The organism is Candidatus Margulisiibacteriota bacterium (assembly GCA_041650855.1).
Lineage (GTDB): Bacteria > Margulisbacteria > WOR-1 > O2-12-FULL-45-9 > XYB2-FULL-48-7 > JALOPZ01.
Genome location: JBAZKJ010000001.1, coordinates 885218 through 902328 on the forward strand (window position 1 = coordinate 885218; position 17111 = coordinate 902328).

A 17111-nucleotide genomic window follows, 5' to 3' on the forward strand; every position below is an offset into this window, starting at 1 on the left:
GTGAAGCCAAAAACCGTGATCGGCCTGTCGTTCGCCTTATTCGGCGCGCTTTTGCTGGGAGGGGCTTTCATTTTCTTCGGTTGCGGCGGCGGGGGCAGCGACATGCCGGTCACTACCACGACGACCGCCCCGGCCACGACTTCGACGACTGCCGCCGTAACTACTACCACCGTTACCACCATTACCACAACTACCACGACTACGACTACTACGACTACCGTACCGGTCTGGACCTGGACCCAAAAAACCGCCGCCGCCTTTACTTCCGGCGCGCGCGCTTATTCGGCGGGCGCCGTCTTTGCCGGTAAAATGTGGATGATCGGCGGAAAGCTGGCGGACGGCACGTACACTAATGAAGTCTGGTCTTCGTCTGACGGCGAGACCTGGGATCTGGCCGGCTTAGGCGGCTTTAGCGGCCGGATGATGCAGGCATCCGTGGTTTTTAAAGGTAAGCTGTGGGTGATCGGCGGTCAGGCGACCTATCAGGCGACAAGCGAGATCTGGTCTTCCGTCGACGGCCTGACCTGGGAGGCCGCGTCGGTCGGCCAAATTGACAGAGTTTGCGATCTCGCTGCGCTGGTTTATAACAGCAAATTGTGGGTCATCGGCGGTAATAGGTCAGAAGATGGAGAACCTTATTCAAAGGTTTGGTCGTCCGACGACGGCGTGACCTTCACCGAAGTGACGGCGAGCGCCACTTTTGGCAACCGCTGCCGGCACGCCAGCACCGTGCAGGGCGGAAAAATGTGGCTCTTGGGCGGCAACGAATACCCGAGCAAGATCTGGGATACCGCCTGGTATTCGACCGACGGGAGCAGTTGGACCGAGGCCGGCAATATCCGGGCGGCGGCCGCCACCCCGACGGGGAATTCCGCGACGGCGCGGGAATGGCACCGGGCGGTCACGGCGACCGTGAACGGCAGCAGCCGGATCGTCGTAACCGGCGGCTATAATTATTATGGTGCGACCCACTACTATTTTGATGATCTCTGGCTGTCCACCGACGGAGCGGTTTGGAGCACGGCGGAATGCAGTGCCAGGTACGCGCCGCGCTTCGCACACGTCTGCCTGGTCTATAATAACAAGCTCTGGGTGATCGGCGGCAAGAACCAGAAAACTCCGGCCGCCGGCTTTCTCAACGACGTCTGGTCGGCGCCGCTCCTTTGATCGAACTGGTTAAAGGGGACATCACCGCCCAACAGGTTGACGCCATCGTCAACGCGGCGAACTCCTCGCTAATGGGCGGGGGCGGGGTGGACGGCGCGATCCACCGCGCTGGCGGACCGCAGATCCTCGAAGAGTGCAAAACTTACGTCGCCAAGCACGGCCGCTTGCCGACCGGGAAAGCGATGATCACTGCCGGCGGGAATTTGCCGGCAAAGTACGTTATCCATACGGTCGGCCCTATTTACCGCGAGAATAAGGATCAATCCGCATTATTACGCAGTTGTTATGTCGAAAGCCTTAAGCTGGCGGTTGAGCACGGCGTCAGGACGATCGCTTTTCCGTCAATTTCCACCGGCGCTTACCGCTACCCGTTAGCCGAGGCGGCGCCGCTCGCGACCAGGGCGGTCAGCGAGTTCTTGAAGGGAAATAAGTTGATCGCCAGGGTTTTGTTCGTGTTATTTAACGAGGAGGTCTATAACGCTTATGAGCGAGCGCTTGCAGAAATATCTCGCTAGCTGCGGCGTTGCTTCCCGCCGCAAGGCCGAAGAGCTGATCCGGGCCGGCAAAGTGTCGGTCAACGGCCTGGTCGTCACCGCCATGGGGACGAAAGTCGATCCGGACAAGGATAAAGTCCGGGTCGAAGGCCGGAGCGTTAAACCCGAAAGCAAAAAGATCTACTTAAAGCTGAACAAACCGCGCGGTTACGCCAGCTCCTGCGTCAGCCAGAAGGGGGAGCGGACGGTCCTTGATCTGGTCAAAGAGATCGATGAGCGGCTTTACCCGGTCGGCCGCCTCGATATGGGGTCGGAAGGCTTGATCATTTTGACCAATGACGGCGAGCTGGCCAACGAGCTGATGCACCCGCGCTACGAACACGAAAAAGAGTACGAAGTCTGTCTCGAGTCGCCGGTCACCGGCCGCGAGCTGCAGCTGCTTGAGCAGGGGGTCGTGATCGCCGGCGAAAAAACGTTACCGACCAAAGTGACGCTGCTCGGCCCGTACTCGTTCCGGATCATCTTGAAAGAGGGAAAGAACCGGCAGATCAGGAAGATGGTGGAGGCGCTTGGTAATCAGGTCGTCAGCCTGCGGCGGACCAGGATCGGCAAGGTTGTCCTAGGAAAATTGCCGCTTGGCAAAGTGGAAGAGCTGACCCCAGCCGAGGTCCGCGCCCTGCGTCTTGCCGAGCGCTAAGACCCGCATCGGAGCGCCCAGGACATCTTTATACGACGGCGCGATCGTCCCCTCCAGAAATTCGTAATCGTTGACCTCGAACAACACCTGCAGGCCGAAATGACCGGCGATCTTTTTTAACGCGGCGAAGTCGACGTCGGTCGTCACGTCCCGGCCGATCGCCGCGTCGACCGTTTCCGGCTCGAGCGCGACGTGCCGGCCGAAGCGGGTATATTTGATCCCGTGCAATTTCGGGCTTTGCCGGTTGTAATCGATCAGGAAAACCAATCCTTGCTCCAGGCTCTTGGCCAGATTGGCGAGAAAGCGGAAGGCGTCCAAGTTAACCATCCGGGGGGAACTGTCGCGCGGGAGCGGCCCGGTGACCGCGAAGTATTCGGCGAGCAGCGGGTCGGCAGGGGGCCCGATCTCCTCCCTGAGTTCGTCGTTCGTGATGGTCAAGTAGTGTTCGTAGAGCTTCCCCCGCAAGGTCGAGACCTTGTGGACGGGGAATTGGTCAAGCATTTCGTGGGCGTAGACGATCCCGGTCAGTTTTGGCAGGTGGCGGTCGATCGCCAGGGAGGAGTCGTTGATGACCTTGACCCCGCAGGGGGCAAGCCGGGCCTTTTGCTGGCGGGCAAAGCGTTCGGTCAGTTCAATGCTGGTCGGTTCCAGCCGCGGGAAGAGGTCGATGTTCCGCTTCAGTTGCTGCAGGATATCGAAGAAAAATTCGCCGGTCCCGTCGCCGAGCGCGACCAGGTCCAGTTTGCCGGCCGGGAAATTTGCCAGCTCGAATAACCGCTGGAAACGGCGGCCGAACGCCCAGCCGTAGTGCGGGCCGAACTCGAGCGGCCGGGTGGTGAAGTGGTCGCGTCCGGCCCGATTGCCGATCAGGAGATGCTTGGTGTAGAACCCCTGGTCCGGGTCGTACGAAAGCGTCGTCAGCAGTTCGCGGTAAGAGATCCGGCCTTTGGCCCGAATGTCCCGGACGATCCGCTGCCGGATGTAGTCCTTGCTGGCCTGGGGGACGGGAGTTCCGCCAGGCGGCTTGATCGCCGGGAGCATTGCCGAGATCCTCATAACGGTTATTTTTCGGGGCAAATGGACGGCAATTTCAGCATATGTTATAATTTGACCGTCATGGAAGTCATCGTCCACAAATACGGCGGGACCTCGGTTGGCAGCCCGGAAAAGATCAAGCAAGTCGCCCGGCGGGTCAAAGAGGTCAAAGACAACGGCTACGAAGTCGTCGTCATCGTTTCCGCCATGGGGCAGGAGACCGACGAACTGATCTCGCTGATGCACCAGGTGACCGATAATCCCGATCCGCGCGAATACGACATGCTCGTCTCGACCGGCGAACAGGTTTCCGCCGCTCTCCTGGCGATGGCGCTGCAGGCGCAAGGTTGCCCGGCCGTTTCCCTGACCGGCGGTCAGGCCGGCGTGGTGACCGAAGATATTTACCAGAAGGCCCGGATCAAAGACGTGAAGCTCGACCGGATCAAGCGGGAGTTGAAGGCGGGCAAAGTGGTGGTGGTCACCGGTTTCCAGGGAGTGGACAGCAAAGGAGATATCATCACGATCGGCCGGGGCGGTTCCGACACCTCGGCGGTGGCGATCGCCGCGGCGCTCCACGCCCAGGTTTGCGACATTTATACCGACGTGGACGGCGTTTATACGACCGATCCGCGGATCTGTCCCGAAGCGCGGAAACTGAGATATGTTTCTTACGAGGAGATGCTGGAGTTAGCTAGCCTGGGCGCGCAGGTCCTGCACCCGCGCTCGGTCGAATGCGCCAGCATCTACGACATGGTCATCCATCTGCGCAGCAGCCAGAAAGAAGGCGAGGGGACCTATATCATGTCCCCGGAACGAATCATTGAGGAAGGTGGCAAAATGGAAAAGAAAGAAGCGGTCCGGGGTATCGCTCTGGATGAGAATATCGCCAAGATCGGGATCTTTAAAGTGCCGGACAAGCCGGGGACGGCCGCCAGGCTGTTCGGCGCGCTGGCCGCGGAAAAGATCAACGTCGACATGATCGTCCAGTCGATCAATACCGCCGGCTCCCAGGCGGACATGGCCTTTACCGTTGATATGCCGGAGCTGAAAAAAGCGGTGGCGATCACCGAAAAGGTCGCCAAAGAGCTGGGGGCGGAAGGGGTCATTTCCGATCCCGAGGTCTGCAAGATCTCCCTGGTCGGCATCGGCATGGTCAGCCAGCCGGGCACGGCTTCAAAAATGTTCGCCGCTCTGTCGGCGGAAAAGATCAATATCCAGATGATCAGCACTTCCGAGATCAAGATCTCCTGCATCATCAAGTCCGATCAGGGGAAAAAGGCGGTCCAGATCCTGCATAAAGCGTTCGGCCTCGAAAAGGTGGCATGACCTTAGCGGCTTCCCTTCTGGCCTGTTATTTGATCGGTTCGATCCCCTTTAGTTACATCTTTTCCCGGCTCCGCCGCGGCGTCGACCCGCGCCAGGCCGGGACCGGCAATGTCGGTGCCTCCAACGCTTTGATCGTGGCCGGGAAACTGGCGGCGGTCCTGGCGGTGATCGGCGATACCGCCAAGGGGATCCTGGCGGTCGTGATCGCGCGCTGGCTCGGTCTGAACGACTGGGGGATCGTCTTTTCCTCCCTGGCGGTCGTTCTGGGCCACGATTTTCCCGTTTTCCTCGGTTTTCGGGGTGGAAAAGGGGTTGCCACGACCGGCGGAATCCTGATCGGGCTCGATCCGTTTTTTGCCGGCATCATCATCCTGCTGTGGGTGTTCTGCATGCTGATCCTGCAGCGGTTCATTCCCGGTTCGCTGTTAACTTTTCTTCTCCTCCCTTTGATCATGTGGATGGGATTCTGGCGTTTCCCCTACATCGTTTGGGCGATCGTCAATGCGGTTTTGGTTTTTTATGTCCACCGGCAGGATATCAAGCGTTTCCTGGCCGGTAACGAGCTGACTATCCAGGAATCTCTGGCCAAAACATTCAATAAATGATAGAATGACCCTTGTCGGGGCGTAGCTTAGCTTGGTAGAGCGCACGGTTCGGGACCGTGAGGTCGGAGGTTCAAATCCTCTCGCCCCGATATTTAATAATTATGGATAAGAATACTAAAAAGCAAAGGTTTTATACCATCATGGTCGTACCCCATGATGCCCGGGGGAAGCCGGTCAGCATCAAGCTTCCCGCGAGCTGGGTGTACACAGCCGTGACCCTGACCTGCTTTTTCCTCCTGGTCGTCGGTTCCTCGATAGTCTACTCAACTCTCCTTTCCCGCCGGCTGGTCGACTATGCCGACACGGTCTCCAAGAACAAACAGCAGGAGGCGGTGATCAGCTCTTTTTCGGCCAAGACCGACAAAGTCGCCCGCCAGATCGACGAACTGGTCAAAAAGGACAATGAACTGCGTAAACAGCTTGGCCTGAAAGGGTGGGAGATCAAGGAAGTGCGGACCACGGTCCCGACCGCGGAAAAGGTCAACTATCTCCTGGAGAAAGCGGAAGAGCGGTTGGCGCAAAAACGGAAAAGCCACGAAGAATTGCTCCAGTGGGTCAGCTTTGTCCGCTCCCGCTACGCGGCAACCCCGTCGACCTGGCCGATCTACGGGCGGCTGGTCTCTTTCTTCGGTTATCGCCGCTACCCCTGGCGCGGGATGCACACCGGGGTAGATATCCAGGCCGGCTACGGCGCGGGGGTCCGCGCGACCGCTCCCGGCGTCGTGACCTACACCGGCTGGCGCCACGGCTACGGGAAAACCGTCGAGATCAGCCACGGCCACGGCGTGGCCACGCTCTACGCCCACAACTCCAATTACGCGGTCAAGGTCGGCCAGCGCATTAAGAAAGGCCAGATCGTTTGTTACGTCGGCACGACCGGCTGGACCACCGGCCCGCACCTGCATTACGAGGTCCGCCGCTACGACCGGCCGATCAATCCGGTGGCGTTCCTGGACCTGAACATGATGACCGCCAGCCGGCTCTGGAGGGAATAAACCATGGGAATGTTTGCCAACGCTAAACGGCCCCCGCTCCTCAGTGGAGGGATGGATTCGATCATCGGCGAGAACGCCCGGATCAAGGGGGAGCTGATCTCCAAAGGCTCGGTCAACGTGGCCGGCGAGTTCGAAGGCGCGGTCAAGGCCGACGGCGAAGTGATCATTGCGCCCAGCGGTAAAGTGGTCGGCGAGCTGCACGGCGGGACCGTCAGCGTTTCCGGCCGGGTCGACGGCAACATTTACGCCAAAGAGACTCTGGAGGTCTGCAAGACCGGCCGGGTCCACGGCGACCTGTCCGGTGGCCGGATCGTCATCGAAGAAGGGGCGACCTACCACGGCCGGGTCCAGGTCGAATCGGGCCCGAGCGCGGCCGAACCGCCGCAGACTTAGCCGCGCATGGCCGGCACGCTTTTTATCGTTGCCACGCCGATCGGCAACCTGGAAGACATCACCTTCCGCGCCGTCCGGATCCTCTCGGAGGTCGACCTGATCGCCGCCGAAGATACCCGCCACAGTAAAATTCTATTAATGAAATACCAGATCAACACGCCGCTGACCTCTTATCATAAATTTAACATCAAAGGAAAGACGCCGCATTTGCTCGAACAGCTCCAGCTGGGCAAGAACATCGCCCTGATCTCCGATTCGGGCATGCCGGGGATCTCGGACCCGGGGCAGGAGATCATCAAGGCCGCTGTGGAGCAGAACATCCGGGTTGAAGCCATTCCCGGGCCGTCGGCTTCGCTGGCGGCCCTGGCCGTTTCCGGTTTGCCGACCGATCGTTTTTTGTTCCTGGGATTTCTGCCGAAGAAACCGGGGAAAAAACGGAAGGCGCTGGAGCGGGCGCTGGCGGAAGAGGGCTCGCTCATTATTTATGAATCGCCGTTCCGGGTCGTCAAAACGGTGCGGGAGATCCATGCTATAATGGGCGACCGGCAAATAGCCGTTTGCCGCGAGTTGACCAAGAAGTTCGAAGAAGTCATCCGGGGAACGGCGGGGGAGGTGGCCGAACAGTTAGCGGCGAAGAACGTCAAAGGCGAGATCGTGATCGTGGTTTCCGGGCAAGTTACTCAACGGGAGAGTAATTAGTTAATCAGCAGGTTCTAATCCTGCCTTGCGCCGGAAGTGGAGTTGTCCCGCGAACTCCGTACTTCAAAATAAAAGGAGTATGGAGATGTTAAAACGTATTGGCTTGCTTTGCCTCTTGGTTCTCTTCTGTAATGCCGCGCTGGCGCTCGATGCCCCCCGCTTTTACGGTGAAGAGGTCGTCGTGACCGCCGCCAGATTGCCCCAGCTTTCCCAAGGGTCTCCCTGGAACACGTCGGTCATCACGGCCGAGCAGTTAAAACCGTTCCGCACGGTCGGGGAAGCGTTGCGGACGGTCGCCGGGGTCGATTCCCAGTCGTACGGCGCGCCCGGTTCGCTCAATGCGGTCCGCCTGCGCGGCGCCAACGCTTCGCAGGTCGTGATCCTGCTGGACGGCCGGCGCCTGAATTCGCCGGCGCTCGGCATGGTCGACCTGGGCGATATCGCGACCGACGACATCGAGCGGATCGAGGTCGTGCGGGCGCCGCTCTCCGCGGTCTACGGCTCCGACGCGGTCTCCGGCGCGATCAACATCATCACCAAAAAACCGGCCGCGGCCGATCGGACGCTCTCCGTCACGACCGGCTCGCTGGGCGAGCGCAAATACCGCCTGGCGCTGGCCGGCGGCAATTACTCGGTCAATCTCGCCTCGATCCGGAGCGACGGTTTCCGGCGGAACGGCGATTACGCCGCGACCAACGTGGCCGGCAAGGTCGCCGCCCCGCTCGGGATCGGTGAAGTGGCCGTTGATTACGCTTTTTACGACGCCGATAAAGGGGTGCCGGGAGTGCCGACGTCGGAAACTGACCCGTCTTCGGCGACCGAGCCGAGCGACCGGCAAAAAGACCAGAATACCAACGTCGCCGTGGCCTGCAAGGTCGGCGACTACCAGCTGCGCGCTTTTCAAAACACCGCCGACCAGAACCTCTCCCCCTATATTTTCGGCGCGAGCCGGAACCAGACCTGGCAGACCGGCCTGGAATTCCAGCAGGCGATCGACTCGCTCGTTTACGGTGTCGAAGCGCGCGAAGACCGCGGCCGGACGACGATGGCGGGCGACCACACGATCAGGAACTACGCCGTCTACGCGGAGGACACTTTTACCGTCGGCCGGCGCTACCAGCTGACGGCCAGTCTGCGCGGCGACAAACATACCACGGCCGGGACCTCCGTCAATCCCCGCGTCGGCATCGCCTACCAGCCGAGCGCCGGGATGACCCTGCGCGCGTCGGCCGGCACCGCCTTCCGCGCGCCGACGCTCAACGAGCTCTACTTTAACGACGGCTGGATGTTCGGCGATACCGCGTTAAAGCCGGAACGTTCCCAGACCTACGAGCTCGGCCTGGAACGCCGGCTGGGCGGGAATTCTTTCGCCAAGCTCAGTTATTACGCCACCACGGTCACCGACCTGATCCTCTGGGACTGGCAGAGCTCGCTGACCGCGACGCGGGCGAAGAACATCGGCCAGGCCGACATGGAAGGGGTGGAGTTCGAGCTCTCCCGGGGGATCGAAGACCGGGGGACGGCCTTTGTCAATTACACTTACCAGAAGGCGGTCAATAAAAAGGACTTCGACGCGGCCGCCGTCGGCAAGACCATCCGCTACACGCCGCAGAACAAGTACAACGTCGGCGTGACGCTGGGCGGCAGCAGCCTGCTGGTCAAGTACGTCGGCGAGCGGTTCGCCGATACCTATAATACGATCGTGCTCCCTCCTTATACCGTGGTCGATCTCCGGCTGGCCGGCGTGGTCAGCGGGTTCGAGGTCGAGCTGCTCGGCCGCAATCTTTTTGACGAGCAATACAGCGAAGCGATAGGGAACGACCCGGCGACCTTCGCCGCGCGCGGCTACCCGATGCCGGGGCGGACTTATTCGCTCGGCGTGAAATGGGTATTTTAGTCTGCTATAATAAGGAGTGAAAACCATGATCAAAGCAAAAACGATCAACGCGCAAAATCTCGTCCTCTGCCTGTTCGTCGCCCTGGCGGCGTCCGCGGCAACTTACCTGGTCCGGCCGCAGACCGCGGCCCGGCCGGTCCCGGTCTTCTATGGCGAAGCAGTGACGGTCCGCACCACCGCGGCCCCCGTTGTCCTGACCAAAGCCCGCCCGGCAGTCGCCGCGCCGGCGCCCGTTAGCCCGGCTGTGCCGCTGCCGATCGTCCCGCCGTCGGTCACGTTCAAGGTCCTGCCCGAATATCCGGCGGCCGCGCTGGAGCGGGGGACCCAGGGAACTGTCCTGCTGGCGGTTTACGTCGGCTTGACCGGCCGGGCGGAAAAGATCGAGACCAAGCTTTCTTCGGGGGTCAAAGAGCTCGACGCGGCGGCGGCCCAGGCGGTCGCGCAGTGGACGTTCTCGCCCGCGACCCAGGGGAGCGGCGCTTTGGCCAGCTGGTTCGAGGTCCCGGTCCGTTTTGAGTTGAAATAAAATGGCGTACGAATCACTCGGCAGGATGCTGGTCTACATCGGGGTCGTCACGGTCCTGATCGGCGGTTTCTTTATCCTGGTGGCCAAGGTCCCGTGGTTCGGCAAACTGCCGGGTGACTTCGTCTGGCGGCGCGAAGGCCTGACGATCTACGTCCCCTTCGTGACGATGGTCCTGGTCAGCCTGGTGCTGACAATTTTGCTTAATATCATCTGGCGCAGGTAGTTTATTATCGGGGCGTGGCCCAGCTTGGTCTAAGGCGCTACCTTGGGGTGGTAGAGATCGTGGGTTCGAATCCCGCCGCCCCGATTTTATTCTATGAAAACCTCGGAGTTTGATTTCCAGATACCGGACGAGCTGATCGCTCATGAACCGGCCAAAAAGCGCGACGCGTCGCGCCTGATGGTGCTTGACCGCGCGCGGCAAACGATCGAGCACCGGCATTTTTCCGACCTCGTCGACTATCTGCTCCCCGGCGACCTGCTGGTCGTGAACGACACCAAAGTCATCCCCGCGAACCTGGTCGGCCGGAAAGCGGACGGGAGCGCTAAGGTCGAGGTCCTGTTGGCTAAACTGATCGACCCGCAGAAAAATATCTGGGAGTGTCTGGTAAAACCGGGTAAAAGATTGAGCGTCGGCTCCGGCGTGATCTTTGGCGACGGGCAGGCTGCCGGGACGGTGCTGGAGAAAACCGACAGCGGGGAACAGATCATGCGGTTCACCGGCGACCTCGAGGGCTTTATGAGGCGGAGCGGGGAGATCCCGCTGCCGCCTTACATCAACGAGCCTGGCGACCGAACGGAGGAACTGACGGCTAGATACCAGACGGTTTACGCCAAGAAAGAAGGCGCCTCGGCGTCGCCGACGGCGGGGCTGCATTTTACGCCGGAGCTGTTGGCCAGGGCGCAGGCAAAAGGCGTTGGCGTCGCGCACGTTACCCTCCACACCGGCCTGGCGACGTTCAAGCCGATCTACACGGAGAACGTGGAAGACCATACCATGTACTCGGAGCATTACGAGGTTGGCAAGGAGACGGTCGAGGCGGTCAAAAAGGCGAAGCGGATCGTGGCCGTCGGCACGACGAGCGTCCGGACGCTGGAGTCGCTTAGCCAGGGGCGCGCAGGGGAGACGAACTTATTTATTTACCCCGGCTACAAATTCAAGATCGTTAACGCCATGGTCACCAACTTCCACTGGCCGCGGACGAGCCTGATTCTGCTCGTCTCCGCTTTTGCCGGCAAAGATTTTATCAAGCGAGCGTACCGGGAGGCGGTCGAGCAAAAATACCGCTTCTTCTCTTTCGGCGACGCCATGCTAATATTATAGAGATGCCATATAAATTCGAGATCGTCGCCAAGAGCAAAAAGTCAAAAGCCCGCGTCGGCAAGCTCCACACGCCGCACGGCGTCGTCAACACGCCGGCCTTCATGCCGATCGGAACGCAGGGGTCCGTTAAAACGATGACCCCGCGCGACCTGCAGGAGATCGGCGCCGAGATCATCCTGAGCAATACCTACCATCTTAACCTGCGTCCCGGGCCGGAACTGATCAAAGAAGCAGGCGGTCTCCACAAATTCATCAGCTGGGACAAACCGATCCTGACCGATTCGGGCGGTTTCCAGGTCTTTTCCCTGGCGCACATGCGGGAAGTGACTGATGAGGGAGTCGACTTCACCTCCCATATCGACGGGGCAAAGATCTTCCTGACTCCGGAGAAGGTCCTGGAGATCCAAACAGCGTTCGGGTCGGACATAATGATGCCGCTGGACGAATGTGTCGCTTATCCGTGCGATAAGAAATTGGCCGCAGAGGCCCTGGTTAGAACAACGGCCTGGGCCAAACGCTCGAAGTCGTGGGTCGCGGGTCACGAGTCGCCGACGCTGTTCGGGATAGTGCAGGGGTCGACTTATAAAGATTTAAGGATACGATCGGCACAGCAGATCGCCGAATTGGACTTTCCCGGCTACGCGATCGGCGGGTTGTCCGTCGGCGAACCGCAGCCGGAGATGTTCGACATGCTGGGCGCGGTGACCGATATCCTGCCGGACAAAGCGCCGCGCCATCTGATGGGAGTAGGGTATGCCCAGGATGTCTTGGGAGCGGTCAAACTGGGAGCGGACATGTTCGATTGCGTTATCCCGACCCGCCTGGCCCGGCACGGTTCGTTCCTGACCTATGAAGGGAAAACGAGCATCCGGCTGAACAAGTTCGAACGCGACTTTACCCCGATCGACCCGGAGTGCGACTGTTATGCCTGTCAGAACTTTACCAAAGCGTTTATCCGCCACCTCTTCTGGGCGCGGGAGATCTCGGCGATGCACCTGCTCACCATCCATAACCTCCGTTTCTTTGTGCGGATGCTGGCGAAGGTGAGGCAGGATATCCTGGCGGAATAAAGACCGATGCTCTTTAATTCTTTACAATTCGCGTTCTTCTTCCCGGTCGTGACCGTTCTTTATTTTATCCTGCCGCAGCGTTATCGCTGGTTCATGCTGCTGGTCGCCAGCTGCGTTTTTTACGCGGCGTTCATCCCTGCCTATCTGCTGATCCTCTTTGTCCTGATCGCGATCGATTATGCCGCCGGGATCATGATCGAGCGGGCGGCGGCTGACCGGAAACGCTATTTTCTGCTCCTCAGCATCGTTTCCACTTGTTTGGTCCTGTTCGTCTTTAAGTATTACGGGTTTTTTAACGCCAATCTGTCCCGGTTGGCGGGCCTCATTCACTGGAACTACCCGGTTCCGGCCCTTAGTTTGATCTTACCGATCGGCCTGTCGTTCCACACTTTCCAGAGCTTAAGCTACGTGATCGAAGTTTACCGGGGAAAACAGAAAGCGGAGCATAACCTGGGGATCTACGCCCTTTACGTGATGTTCTATCCCCAGCTGGTCGCCGGGCCGATCGAGCGGCCGGGGCACATGCTCCACCAGTTCTACGAACACCACCGGTTCGACTACCGGCGGGTGACCGACGGCTTAAAGCTGATGGCCTGGGGCTTGTTCAAGAAAGTGGTCGTTGCCGACCGGCTGGTCTACTACGTCGACGCGGTCTATAAGCACCCCAACGACCAATTCGGCATCGCGCTGCTGACCGCCACGTTCTTTTTCGCCTTTCAGGTCTATTGCGATTTTTCCGGCTACTCGGACATCGCCGTCGGCGCGGCCAAGGTGATGGGCTTTCGCCTGATGCAAAACTTCAAGCGGCCGTATTTCGCCAAGTCGATCGGCGAGTTCTGGCAGCGCTGGCACATTTCGCTTTCGACCTGGTTCCGCGATTACGTCTACATTCCGCTCGGCGGCAACCGGGTGCCGTTTGGCCGCTGGGAGTTCAACATCATGGTCACTTTTCTTTTGAGCGGCCTGTGGCACGGGGCGAATTGGACCTTCGTGATCTGGGGGATGCTTCACGGCCTATATTACGTCGCCGAAAGCGCCGCCCGCCGGATCGGCTTGGCGGTCAATGCGCGGTTCGTCAGGGCGGCGGGCATTTTTTGCCTGGTCGGTTTTGCCTGGATATTTTTCCGGGCGTCCAGTTTAAGCGACGCGCTTTGCGTGATCAGGCGGCTGCCGACCGGCTACGTTTACATGGTTAATAATCTCGATAACTACCGGTTCTTCGGTCTGATGCTGGCCCGCAAGGGATTGCGGCCGTTCTTGCTTGCCTGGTTGGGGATCATGGTGTTGTTGATAGTTGAGCTGATCCAGCGGCGAGGGAGCATTATCGCCCGGGTCAGGCGCCTGCCGCCGGTCGTTCGGTGGGCGCTGTACTACGGGCTGATCATGAGCATTATCTTGTTCGGGGCGTTCGACCGGAACTACCAGTTCATTTATTTCCAATTTTGACATGAAAATATTCATCGCGAAAATAATGTTAATGGCCGCGCTGGTGTTGGCGGGCTGCTGGCTGATCGCGGTTTATTTGCCGCCGGCGTCCGCCTTAAACGACTATTATGCCTTAATCGTCAATAAACACCGCCGCCTGGAGGCGCTCAAGTCGCCGAAGATTATTTTAGTCGGCGGGTCCAATCTCGTGTTCGGGGTCGACAGCCGGCGGCTGGAAAGGGCGTTCGGGCGTCCGGTGGTCAATATGGCGCTTAATGCCGGGCTTGGCGTCGCCTATGAATTGAACGAAGTTAAGCAGGACCTGAAGCCGGGCGATACCGTGTTGGTCTCCACCGAATATTATGACGGCAAAGCGGACCTTAACGCATTGGCCTTAATGCTGCAGTCACATCCGGCGCTCGAGAAATATGTTGAGCTTAATTTGTTGGACCGGACGGCCCTGCTGTTTGCCGTCGCGCAGCGGCGGGTGATCGAACGGATCCCATTGCGACTGGACGAGATCGTGAAAAAAACTTCGCAAGAGGGGGAAGGCTTGGATGAGGCTTACAAGGAAACAGCTTTAAATCGTTACGGCGACGTCAAGTTATACGTAGCCAGACGGCAAGGGATGACCATCGATCATTACCGGATGCAGCCGTTCAGCTATGAGGAAAATATCCGGCAGATCAACCGTTTCGCGGATTATGCCCGCCGCCGATCGGTAACGGTTTACTATTGTTATCCCAGCACCGCTGCCACCTTTTACCGCCGTAACCGGGCCTTAATATCCGGGGTAGAGCGGCAAATGCGTCAAGGGCTGAAGATCAAGATCGTGGGCGCGCTGCAGGGATACGTGTTCCCGGATAAGCTGTTTTACGATACGAGCTATCATCTGACCGGCCTGGGCCGGGAGATCCGGACCGCCAAGCTGATCAACGAGCTGCGGCAGGCGGGAGTGGGCGCGAAAACCAGGCGTTAAAATCATTGGTCCAATCGGCCAGGGAATAATCGCTTTCGATGTGCCGTTGCGCCCGCTCGCCCAGGGAACGGGCCAGGTCCCGGCGCTCATAGAGCAAGCGCAGGTGAGCGATCGCTTCCTCGAGGTCCGGTTCTCCCCAAACCGTCACATTCTTGTAAGCGGGCAGTTCGTCCCGGGCCGCCGTCCGGCGGCAATTCACCAGCAGCGAATTATCCTTGTTCATGAACTCGGTGTTGCCCCCGTAATTGGAGGCGATCACCGCCTTGCCGAGCGACATCGATTCGAGCATCCCCAGCCCGAGCCCTTCGCCCCGGTGGAGGGATAAATAGCAATCGGCCGCGTTGAGCAGCTCGACCAGCCGGCCCCGGCCGTACGGTTCATCGATCAGCGAAACGGTCTCCTCCAGCCGGTATTGCCGGACCAGGTCCTGGAGCCGGGCCTGTTTTGCGGGGAAGGAGTCGGCGTTGATCGATTTAAGGACCATTTTTACGTCTTTTTTGCCGGCGAACGCGGCGGCGAACGCCCGGACCGCCCCCTCCGGGTTTTTCCGCTCAAAGCTGCTGAAATAATCGAACGAATAGACGACCAGCAGGTCGGCCGGCGCCGCGCCCAGCGCGCGCCGGGTCTGTTCGCGGTTGCTGGTGACCGGCGGCCGGTGGAAAGGATATTTCAGCTTGGTGATCGGCGTTCCCGGCGGCAGGATGTTCCGGAAGTTCCGCCGGATGAAGTCGGAGAAGACGACGACTTCGGCGAAACGCGGCAACGCGTCGGCCACCGGGGAAAATCCGTCCTCGTATTCCCACCACCAGACCACGGAATTGGCGCGTCCCGGGCCGAACAGGGCGGGGTAGCTGCGGTAAAAAAGCTCGGCCGCCGCGGCGTCGATAAAGAGGAGACTTTTTCGATAAGGCGGCCGCTCGGAGAAAAAACGGCGGTACGGCTCGGTCGCTTTCTCTTCCAGCGTCAGGCCGGACAGGTAGTTCACCAGCGAGTAGGGGACTCCACTGCGGGCGAGATTGTCGACAAAGTACCGGGCCGCTTCTCCCGTGCCGTGGAGGTTGGTAAAATAACCGGCGACCGTCAGCCCTGGTCGGCTAGACGGCGGCCAAAGCTGGCGGCGCAGGTATTTCAGGATATTGATCATCGGTAAATTGAATGGGCAGTGCTGGACTCGAACCAGCGACCTCCTCGGTGTAAGCGAGGCATTCTAACCAGCTGAACTAACTGCCCATTTTGGCTCGACCCGTTTTTTGCCGAGCCATCCCTCTGATTATACCCAACAACATACATGGTAGCAAGAAGAAGGATTTACACAGACGTTAATTTGTCGAAGAAGCGGATTTTTCTCCCCCACACCCCCGAAAAATCCGCTTCTCAGTATACCACCTAGCGTAAAACGGTATTTTCGATATGATCAAGGAACGCTTCCTGAATATTCTAACTAAATAAAACCGGGAAAGCCTCGTTCGGTCCTGCTGTACTGCTACCGAGGAATTCATCGATATTGGTTATCCTTAGATATCCAGAAAGTCCGGGCCAAATATCTCGCAATATTCTTCTATGGCTACCTGAGACATGAAGAAGCGCTGCAACAGGGTTTGCCGACGTTCCCATTAAATTATGCCAAAAATCTCTTGAAGAAATTGTATCAATAACAAATAGCTTCATTCCCTTACTGATCCCTTGTAAGATTATTTCGTTTATGTGTTTATCTGCAAAGCTATAACCTATCACCAATAATTTCTTTCCTTCACACATGGACTTGGCAAACAAACTAAAATAGGCCTTAAGTAGGGGTTCTTTATCTATTAATTCTCGTTTGTTTTTGCCTATAACTGGGAAATTCTTACCTTGGGAGTCATACCAATTCTTTGACCCGTGAAGTTTAATATAATTAACAAACTTATCCCCATTTAATGTCGGCATAGAAACAACGTCGGTATCCTTTTGTTCAGGCAACTTAAAGGGGATATCATCATCATTTGGGGAGCTTATGTTTTCTAAGTATGGGAGCGAAAGAATCTGCGTGCTGGGCTCATGCAAATATCTCTCAACAAAAGTATCTTGATTAAGGGTGAAAAAGAGGCCGATATGGTTAAAAACGAAATCCTTAAGTCTACCAACCAAGGAAGCATGATCAGATGCATATCTATTAATGTTTTCCTGCTGCCGATTATAGGTCTCTTCGACAATCACCTTAATCACATCTCGAGAGTCGCGATAATCATCCTCTACCATTACTTTCTGCACTACATCTTCATAGTTAAAATAATCATCGTCACCTCTACTCCCCCTTCTCATTAGGCTCTTAAGCTTGTCCGGCATTTTCGGGTTATTAAAGAACTGCTCCCACATATCACTTGAAAGGAAGCCGTTATAATTCCTTGTAAAACCTGCTCCAGTTAATAAAATAATATCTTTAGGCATTTGTCATATTTTCCTCTTCATCAATCGAAAAAGCTGCTTCTTAATAAGGGGC

Annotated in this window: 18 protein-coding genes and 3 tRNA genes; 17 read left to right on the forward strand and 4 right to left on the reverse strand. The window is 58.1% G+C overall.

What is annotated here, in order from left to right; all coding sequences use genetic code 11:
• From WC529_04240 to WC529_04250, 3 genes are read left to right on the forward strand one after another with little or no spacing between them, the layout of a single operon-like run.
• On the forward strand, positions 1-1167 hold the full coding sequence (locus WC529_04240) for a hypothetical protein (GenBank protein ID MFA5113492.1): 1167 nt from the start codon (positions 1-3) through the stop codon (positions 1165-1167).
• Positions 1164-1682 (forward strand): O-acetyl-ADP-ribose deacetylase, encoded by a 519-nt coding sequence (locus tag WC529_04245; protein ID MFA5113493.1) that lies wholly within the window; start codon positions 1164-1166, stop codon positions 1680-1682. Before WC529_04240 ends, WC529_04245 begins: the two co-directional genes overlap by 4 nt.
• Complete coding sequence (locus WC529_04250; GenBank protein ID MFA5113494.1) at positions 1651-2358, forward strand: pseudouridine synthase; 708 nt, start codon at positions 1651-1653, stop codon at positions 2356-2358. Before WC529_04245 ends, WC529_04250 begins: the two co-directional genes overlap by 32 nt.
• Here WC529_04250 and WC529_04255 read toward each other — a convergent pair.
• Complete coding sequence (locus tag WC529_04255; GenBank protein ID MFA5113495.1) at positions 2281-3414, reverse strand: SAM-dependent methyltransferase; 1134 nt, start codon at positions 3412-3414, stop codon at positions 2281-2283. The genes WC529_04250 and WC529_04255 overlap by 78 nt on opposite strands.
• Before the next feature lie 60 nt (positions 3415-3474).
• Between WC529_04255 and WC529_04260 the strand changes: the two genes are divergently transcribed.
• The 14 genes from WC529_04260 (at position 3475) to WC529_04325 (ending at position 14632) form a co-directional block, all read left to right on the forward strand.
• Positions 3475-4719 (forward strand): aspartate kinase, encoded by a 1245-nt coding sequence (locus WC529_04260; protein MFA5113496.1) that lies wholly within the window; start codon positions 3475-3477, stop codon positions 4717-4719.
• Positions 4716-5324 (forward strand): glycerol-3-phosphate 1-O-acyltransferase PlsY, encoded by a 609-nt coding sequence (plsY, locus tag WC529_04265; GenBank protein MFA5113497.1) that lies wholly within the window; start codon positions 4716-4718, stop codon positions 5322-5324. Before WC529_04260 ends, plsY begins: the two co-directional genes overlap by 4 nt.
• Positions 5325-5339: 15 nt before the next feature.
• Positions 5340-5413, forward strand: a tRNA-Pro gene (locus tag WC529_04270).
• Between the two features lie 12 nt (positions 5414-5425).
• Positions 5426-6319: a M23 family metallopeptidase gene (locus WC529_04275; GenBank protein ID MFA5113498.1), complete on the forward strand. Its 894-nt coding sequence runs from the start codon at positions 5426-5428 to the stop codon at positions 6317-6319.
• 9 nt (positions 6320-6328) lie between these two features.
• Positions 6329-6712, forward strand: a complete 384-nt coding sequence (locus WC529_04280; GenBank protein MFA5113499.1) for a polymer-forming cytoskeletal protein — start codon at positions 6329-6331, stop codon at positions 6710-6712.
• A 6-nt stretch (positions 6713-6718) separates the two neighbouring features.
• A complete protein-coding gene (gene rsmI, locus WC529_04285; protein ID MFA5113500.1) occupies positions 6719-7411 on the forward strand; it encodes a 16S rRNA (cytidine(1402)-2'-O)-methyltransferase in 693 nt (230 codons plus the stop codon).
• An 85-nt stretch (positions 7412-7496) separates the two neighbouring features.
• Positions 7497-9308, forward strand: coding sequence for a TonB-dependent receptor (locus tag WC529_04290; GenBank protein MFA5113501.1), 1812 nt, complete (start codon positions 7497-7499; stop codon positions 9306-9308).
• A 25-nt stretch (positions 9309-9333) separates the two neighbouring features.
• Positions 9334-9834 (forward strand): energy transducer TonB, encoded by a 501-nt coding sequence (locus tag WC529_04295; GenBank protein ID MFA5113502.1) that lies wholly within the window; start codon positions 9334-9336, stop codon positions 9832-9834.
• Between the two features lies 1 nt (position 9835).
• Positions 9836-10057: a DUF2905 domain-containing protein gene (locus WC529_04300; protein MFA5113503.1), complete on the forward strand. Its 222-nt coding sequence runs from the start codon at positions 9836-9838 to the stop codon at positions 10055-10057.
• An 8-nt stretch (positions 10058-10065) separates the two neighbouring features.
• Positions 10066-10141: transfer RNA gene (locus WC529_04305), tRNA-Pro, on the forward strand.
• A gap of 9 nt (positions 10142-10150) precedes the next feature.
• The gene (gene queA, locus WC529_04310) at positions 10151-11158 is read left to right on the forward strand and encodes a tRNA preQ1(34) S-adenosylmethionine ribosyltransferase-isomerase QueA (protein MFA5113504.1); all 1008 of its coding nucleotides are present in this window, start codon (positions 10151-10153) and stop codon (positions 11156-11158) included.
• A 2-nt stretch (positions 11159-11160) separates the two neighbouring features.
• Positions 11161-12228, forward strand: coding sequence for a tRNA guanosine(34) transglycosylase Tgt (gene tgt, locus WC529_04315; protein MFA5113505.1), 1068 nt, complete (start codon positions 11161-11163; stop codon positions 12226-12228).
• Positions 12229-12234: 6 nt separating this feature from the next.
• Positions 12235-13674: an MBOAT family O-acyltransferase gene (locus WC529_04320; protein ID MFA5113506.1), complete on the forward strand. Its 1440-nt coding sequence runs from the start codon at positions 12235-12237 to the stop codon at positions 13672-13674.
• A gap of 25 nt (positions 13675-13699) precedes the next feature.
• Positions 13700-14632 (forward strand): hypothetical protein, encoded by a 933-nt coding sequence (locus WC529_04325; protein MFA5113507.1) that lies wholly within the window; start codon positions 13700-13702, stop codon positions 14630-14632.
• Here the strand turns inward: WC529_04325 and WC529_04330 are convergent.
• From WC529_04330 to WC529_04340, 3 genes are all read right to left on the reverse strand, one after another.
• Positions 14586-15776: a glycosyltransferase gene (locus WC529_04330; protein MFA5113508.1), complete on the reverse strand. Its 1191-nt coding sequence runs from the start codon at positions 15774-15776 to the stop codon at positions 14586-14588. The two genes, WC529_04325 and WC529_04330, sit on opposite strands and share 47 nt — an antisense overlap.
• Before the next feature lie 12 nt (positions 15777-15788).
• Positions 15789-15862 (reverse strand) — tRNA-Val (locus WC529_04335).
• 207 nt (positions 15863-16069) lie between these two features.
• The gene (locus WC529_04340) at positions 16070-17059 is read right to left on the reverse strand and encodes an SIR2 family protein (protein MFA5113509.1); all 990 of its coding nucleotides are present in this window, start codon (positions 17057-17059) and stop codon (positions 16070-16072) included.
• Positions 17060-17111: the final 52 nt, after the last annotated feature.

Excerpts from the sequence above, each read along its gene's own strand:
- WC529_04250 (MFA5113494.1), top strand. The coding sequence starts at position 1,651 with ATGAGCGAGCGCTTGCAGAAATATCTCGCTAGCTGCGGCGTTGCTTCC.
- tgt (MFA5113505.1), top strand. The coding sequence starts at position 11,161 with ATGCCATATAAATTCGAGATCGTCGCCAAGAGCAAAAAGTCAAAAGCC.
- plsY (MFA5113497.1), top strand. The coding sequence starts at position 4,716 with ATGACCTTAGCGGCTTCCCTTCTGGCCTGTTATTTGATCGGTTCGATC.
- WC529_04295 (MFA5113502.1), top strand. The coding sequence starts at position 9,334 with ATGATCAAAGCAAAAACGATCAACGCGCAAAATCTCGTCCTCTGCCTG.
- WC529_04320 (MFA5113506.1), top strand. The coding sequence starts at position 12,235 with ATGCTCTTTAATTCTTTACAATTCGCGTTCTTCTTCCCGGTCGTGACC.
- WC529_04280 (MFA5113499.1), top strand. The coding sequence starts at position 6,329 with ATGTTTGCCAACGCTAAACGGCCCCCGCTCCTCAGTGGAGGGATGGAT.
- WC529_04290 (MFA5113501.1), top strand. The coding sequence starts at position 7,497 with ATGTTAAAACGTATTGGCTTGCTTTGCCTCTTGGTTCTCTTCTGTAAT.
- WC529_04275 (MFA5113498.1), top strand. The coding sequence starts at position 5,426 with ATGGATAAGAATACTAAAAAGCAAAGGTTTTATACCATCATGGTCGTA.
- WC529_04325 (MFA5113507.1), top strand. The coding sequence starts at position 13,700 with ATGTTAATGGCCGCGCTGGTGTTGGCGGGCTGCTGGCTGATCGCGGTT.
- WC529_04255 (MFA5113495.1), bottom strand. The coding sequence starts at position 3,414 with ATGAGGATCTCGGCAATGCTCCCGGCGATCAAGCCGCCTGGCGGAACT.
- rsmI (MFA5113500.1), top strand. The coding sequence starts at position 6,719 with ATGGCCGGCACGCTTTTTATCGTTGCCACGCCGATCGGCAACCTGGAA.
- WC529_04260 (MFA5113496.1), top strand. The coding sequence starts at position 3,475 with ATGGAAGTCATCGTCCACAAATACGGCGGGACCTCGGTTGGCAGCCCG.
- WC529_04330 (MFA5113508.1), bottom strand. The coding sequence starts at position 15,776 with ATGATCAATATCCTGAAATACCTGCGCCGCCAGCTTTGGCCGCCGTCT.
- WC529_04340 (MFA5113509.1), bottom strand. The coding sequence starts at position 17,059 with ATGCCTAAAGATATTATTTTATTAACTGGAGCAGGTTTTACAAGGAAT.
- WC529_04300 (MFA5113503.1), top strand. The coding sequence starts at position 9,836 with ATGGCGTACGAATCACTCGGCAGGATGCTGGTCTACATCGGGGTCGTC.
- queA (MFA5113504.1), top strand. The coding sequence starts at position 10,151 with ATGAAAACCTCGGAGTTTGATTTCCAGATACCGGACGAGCTGATCGCT.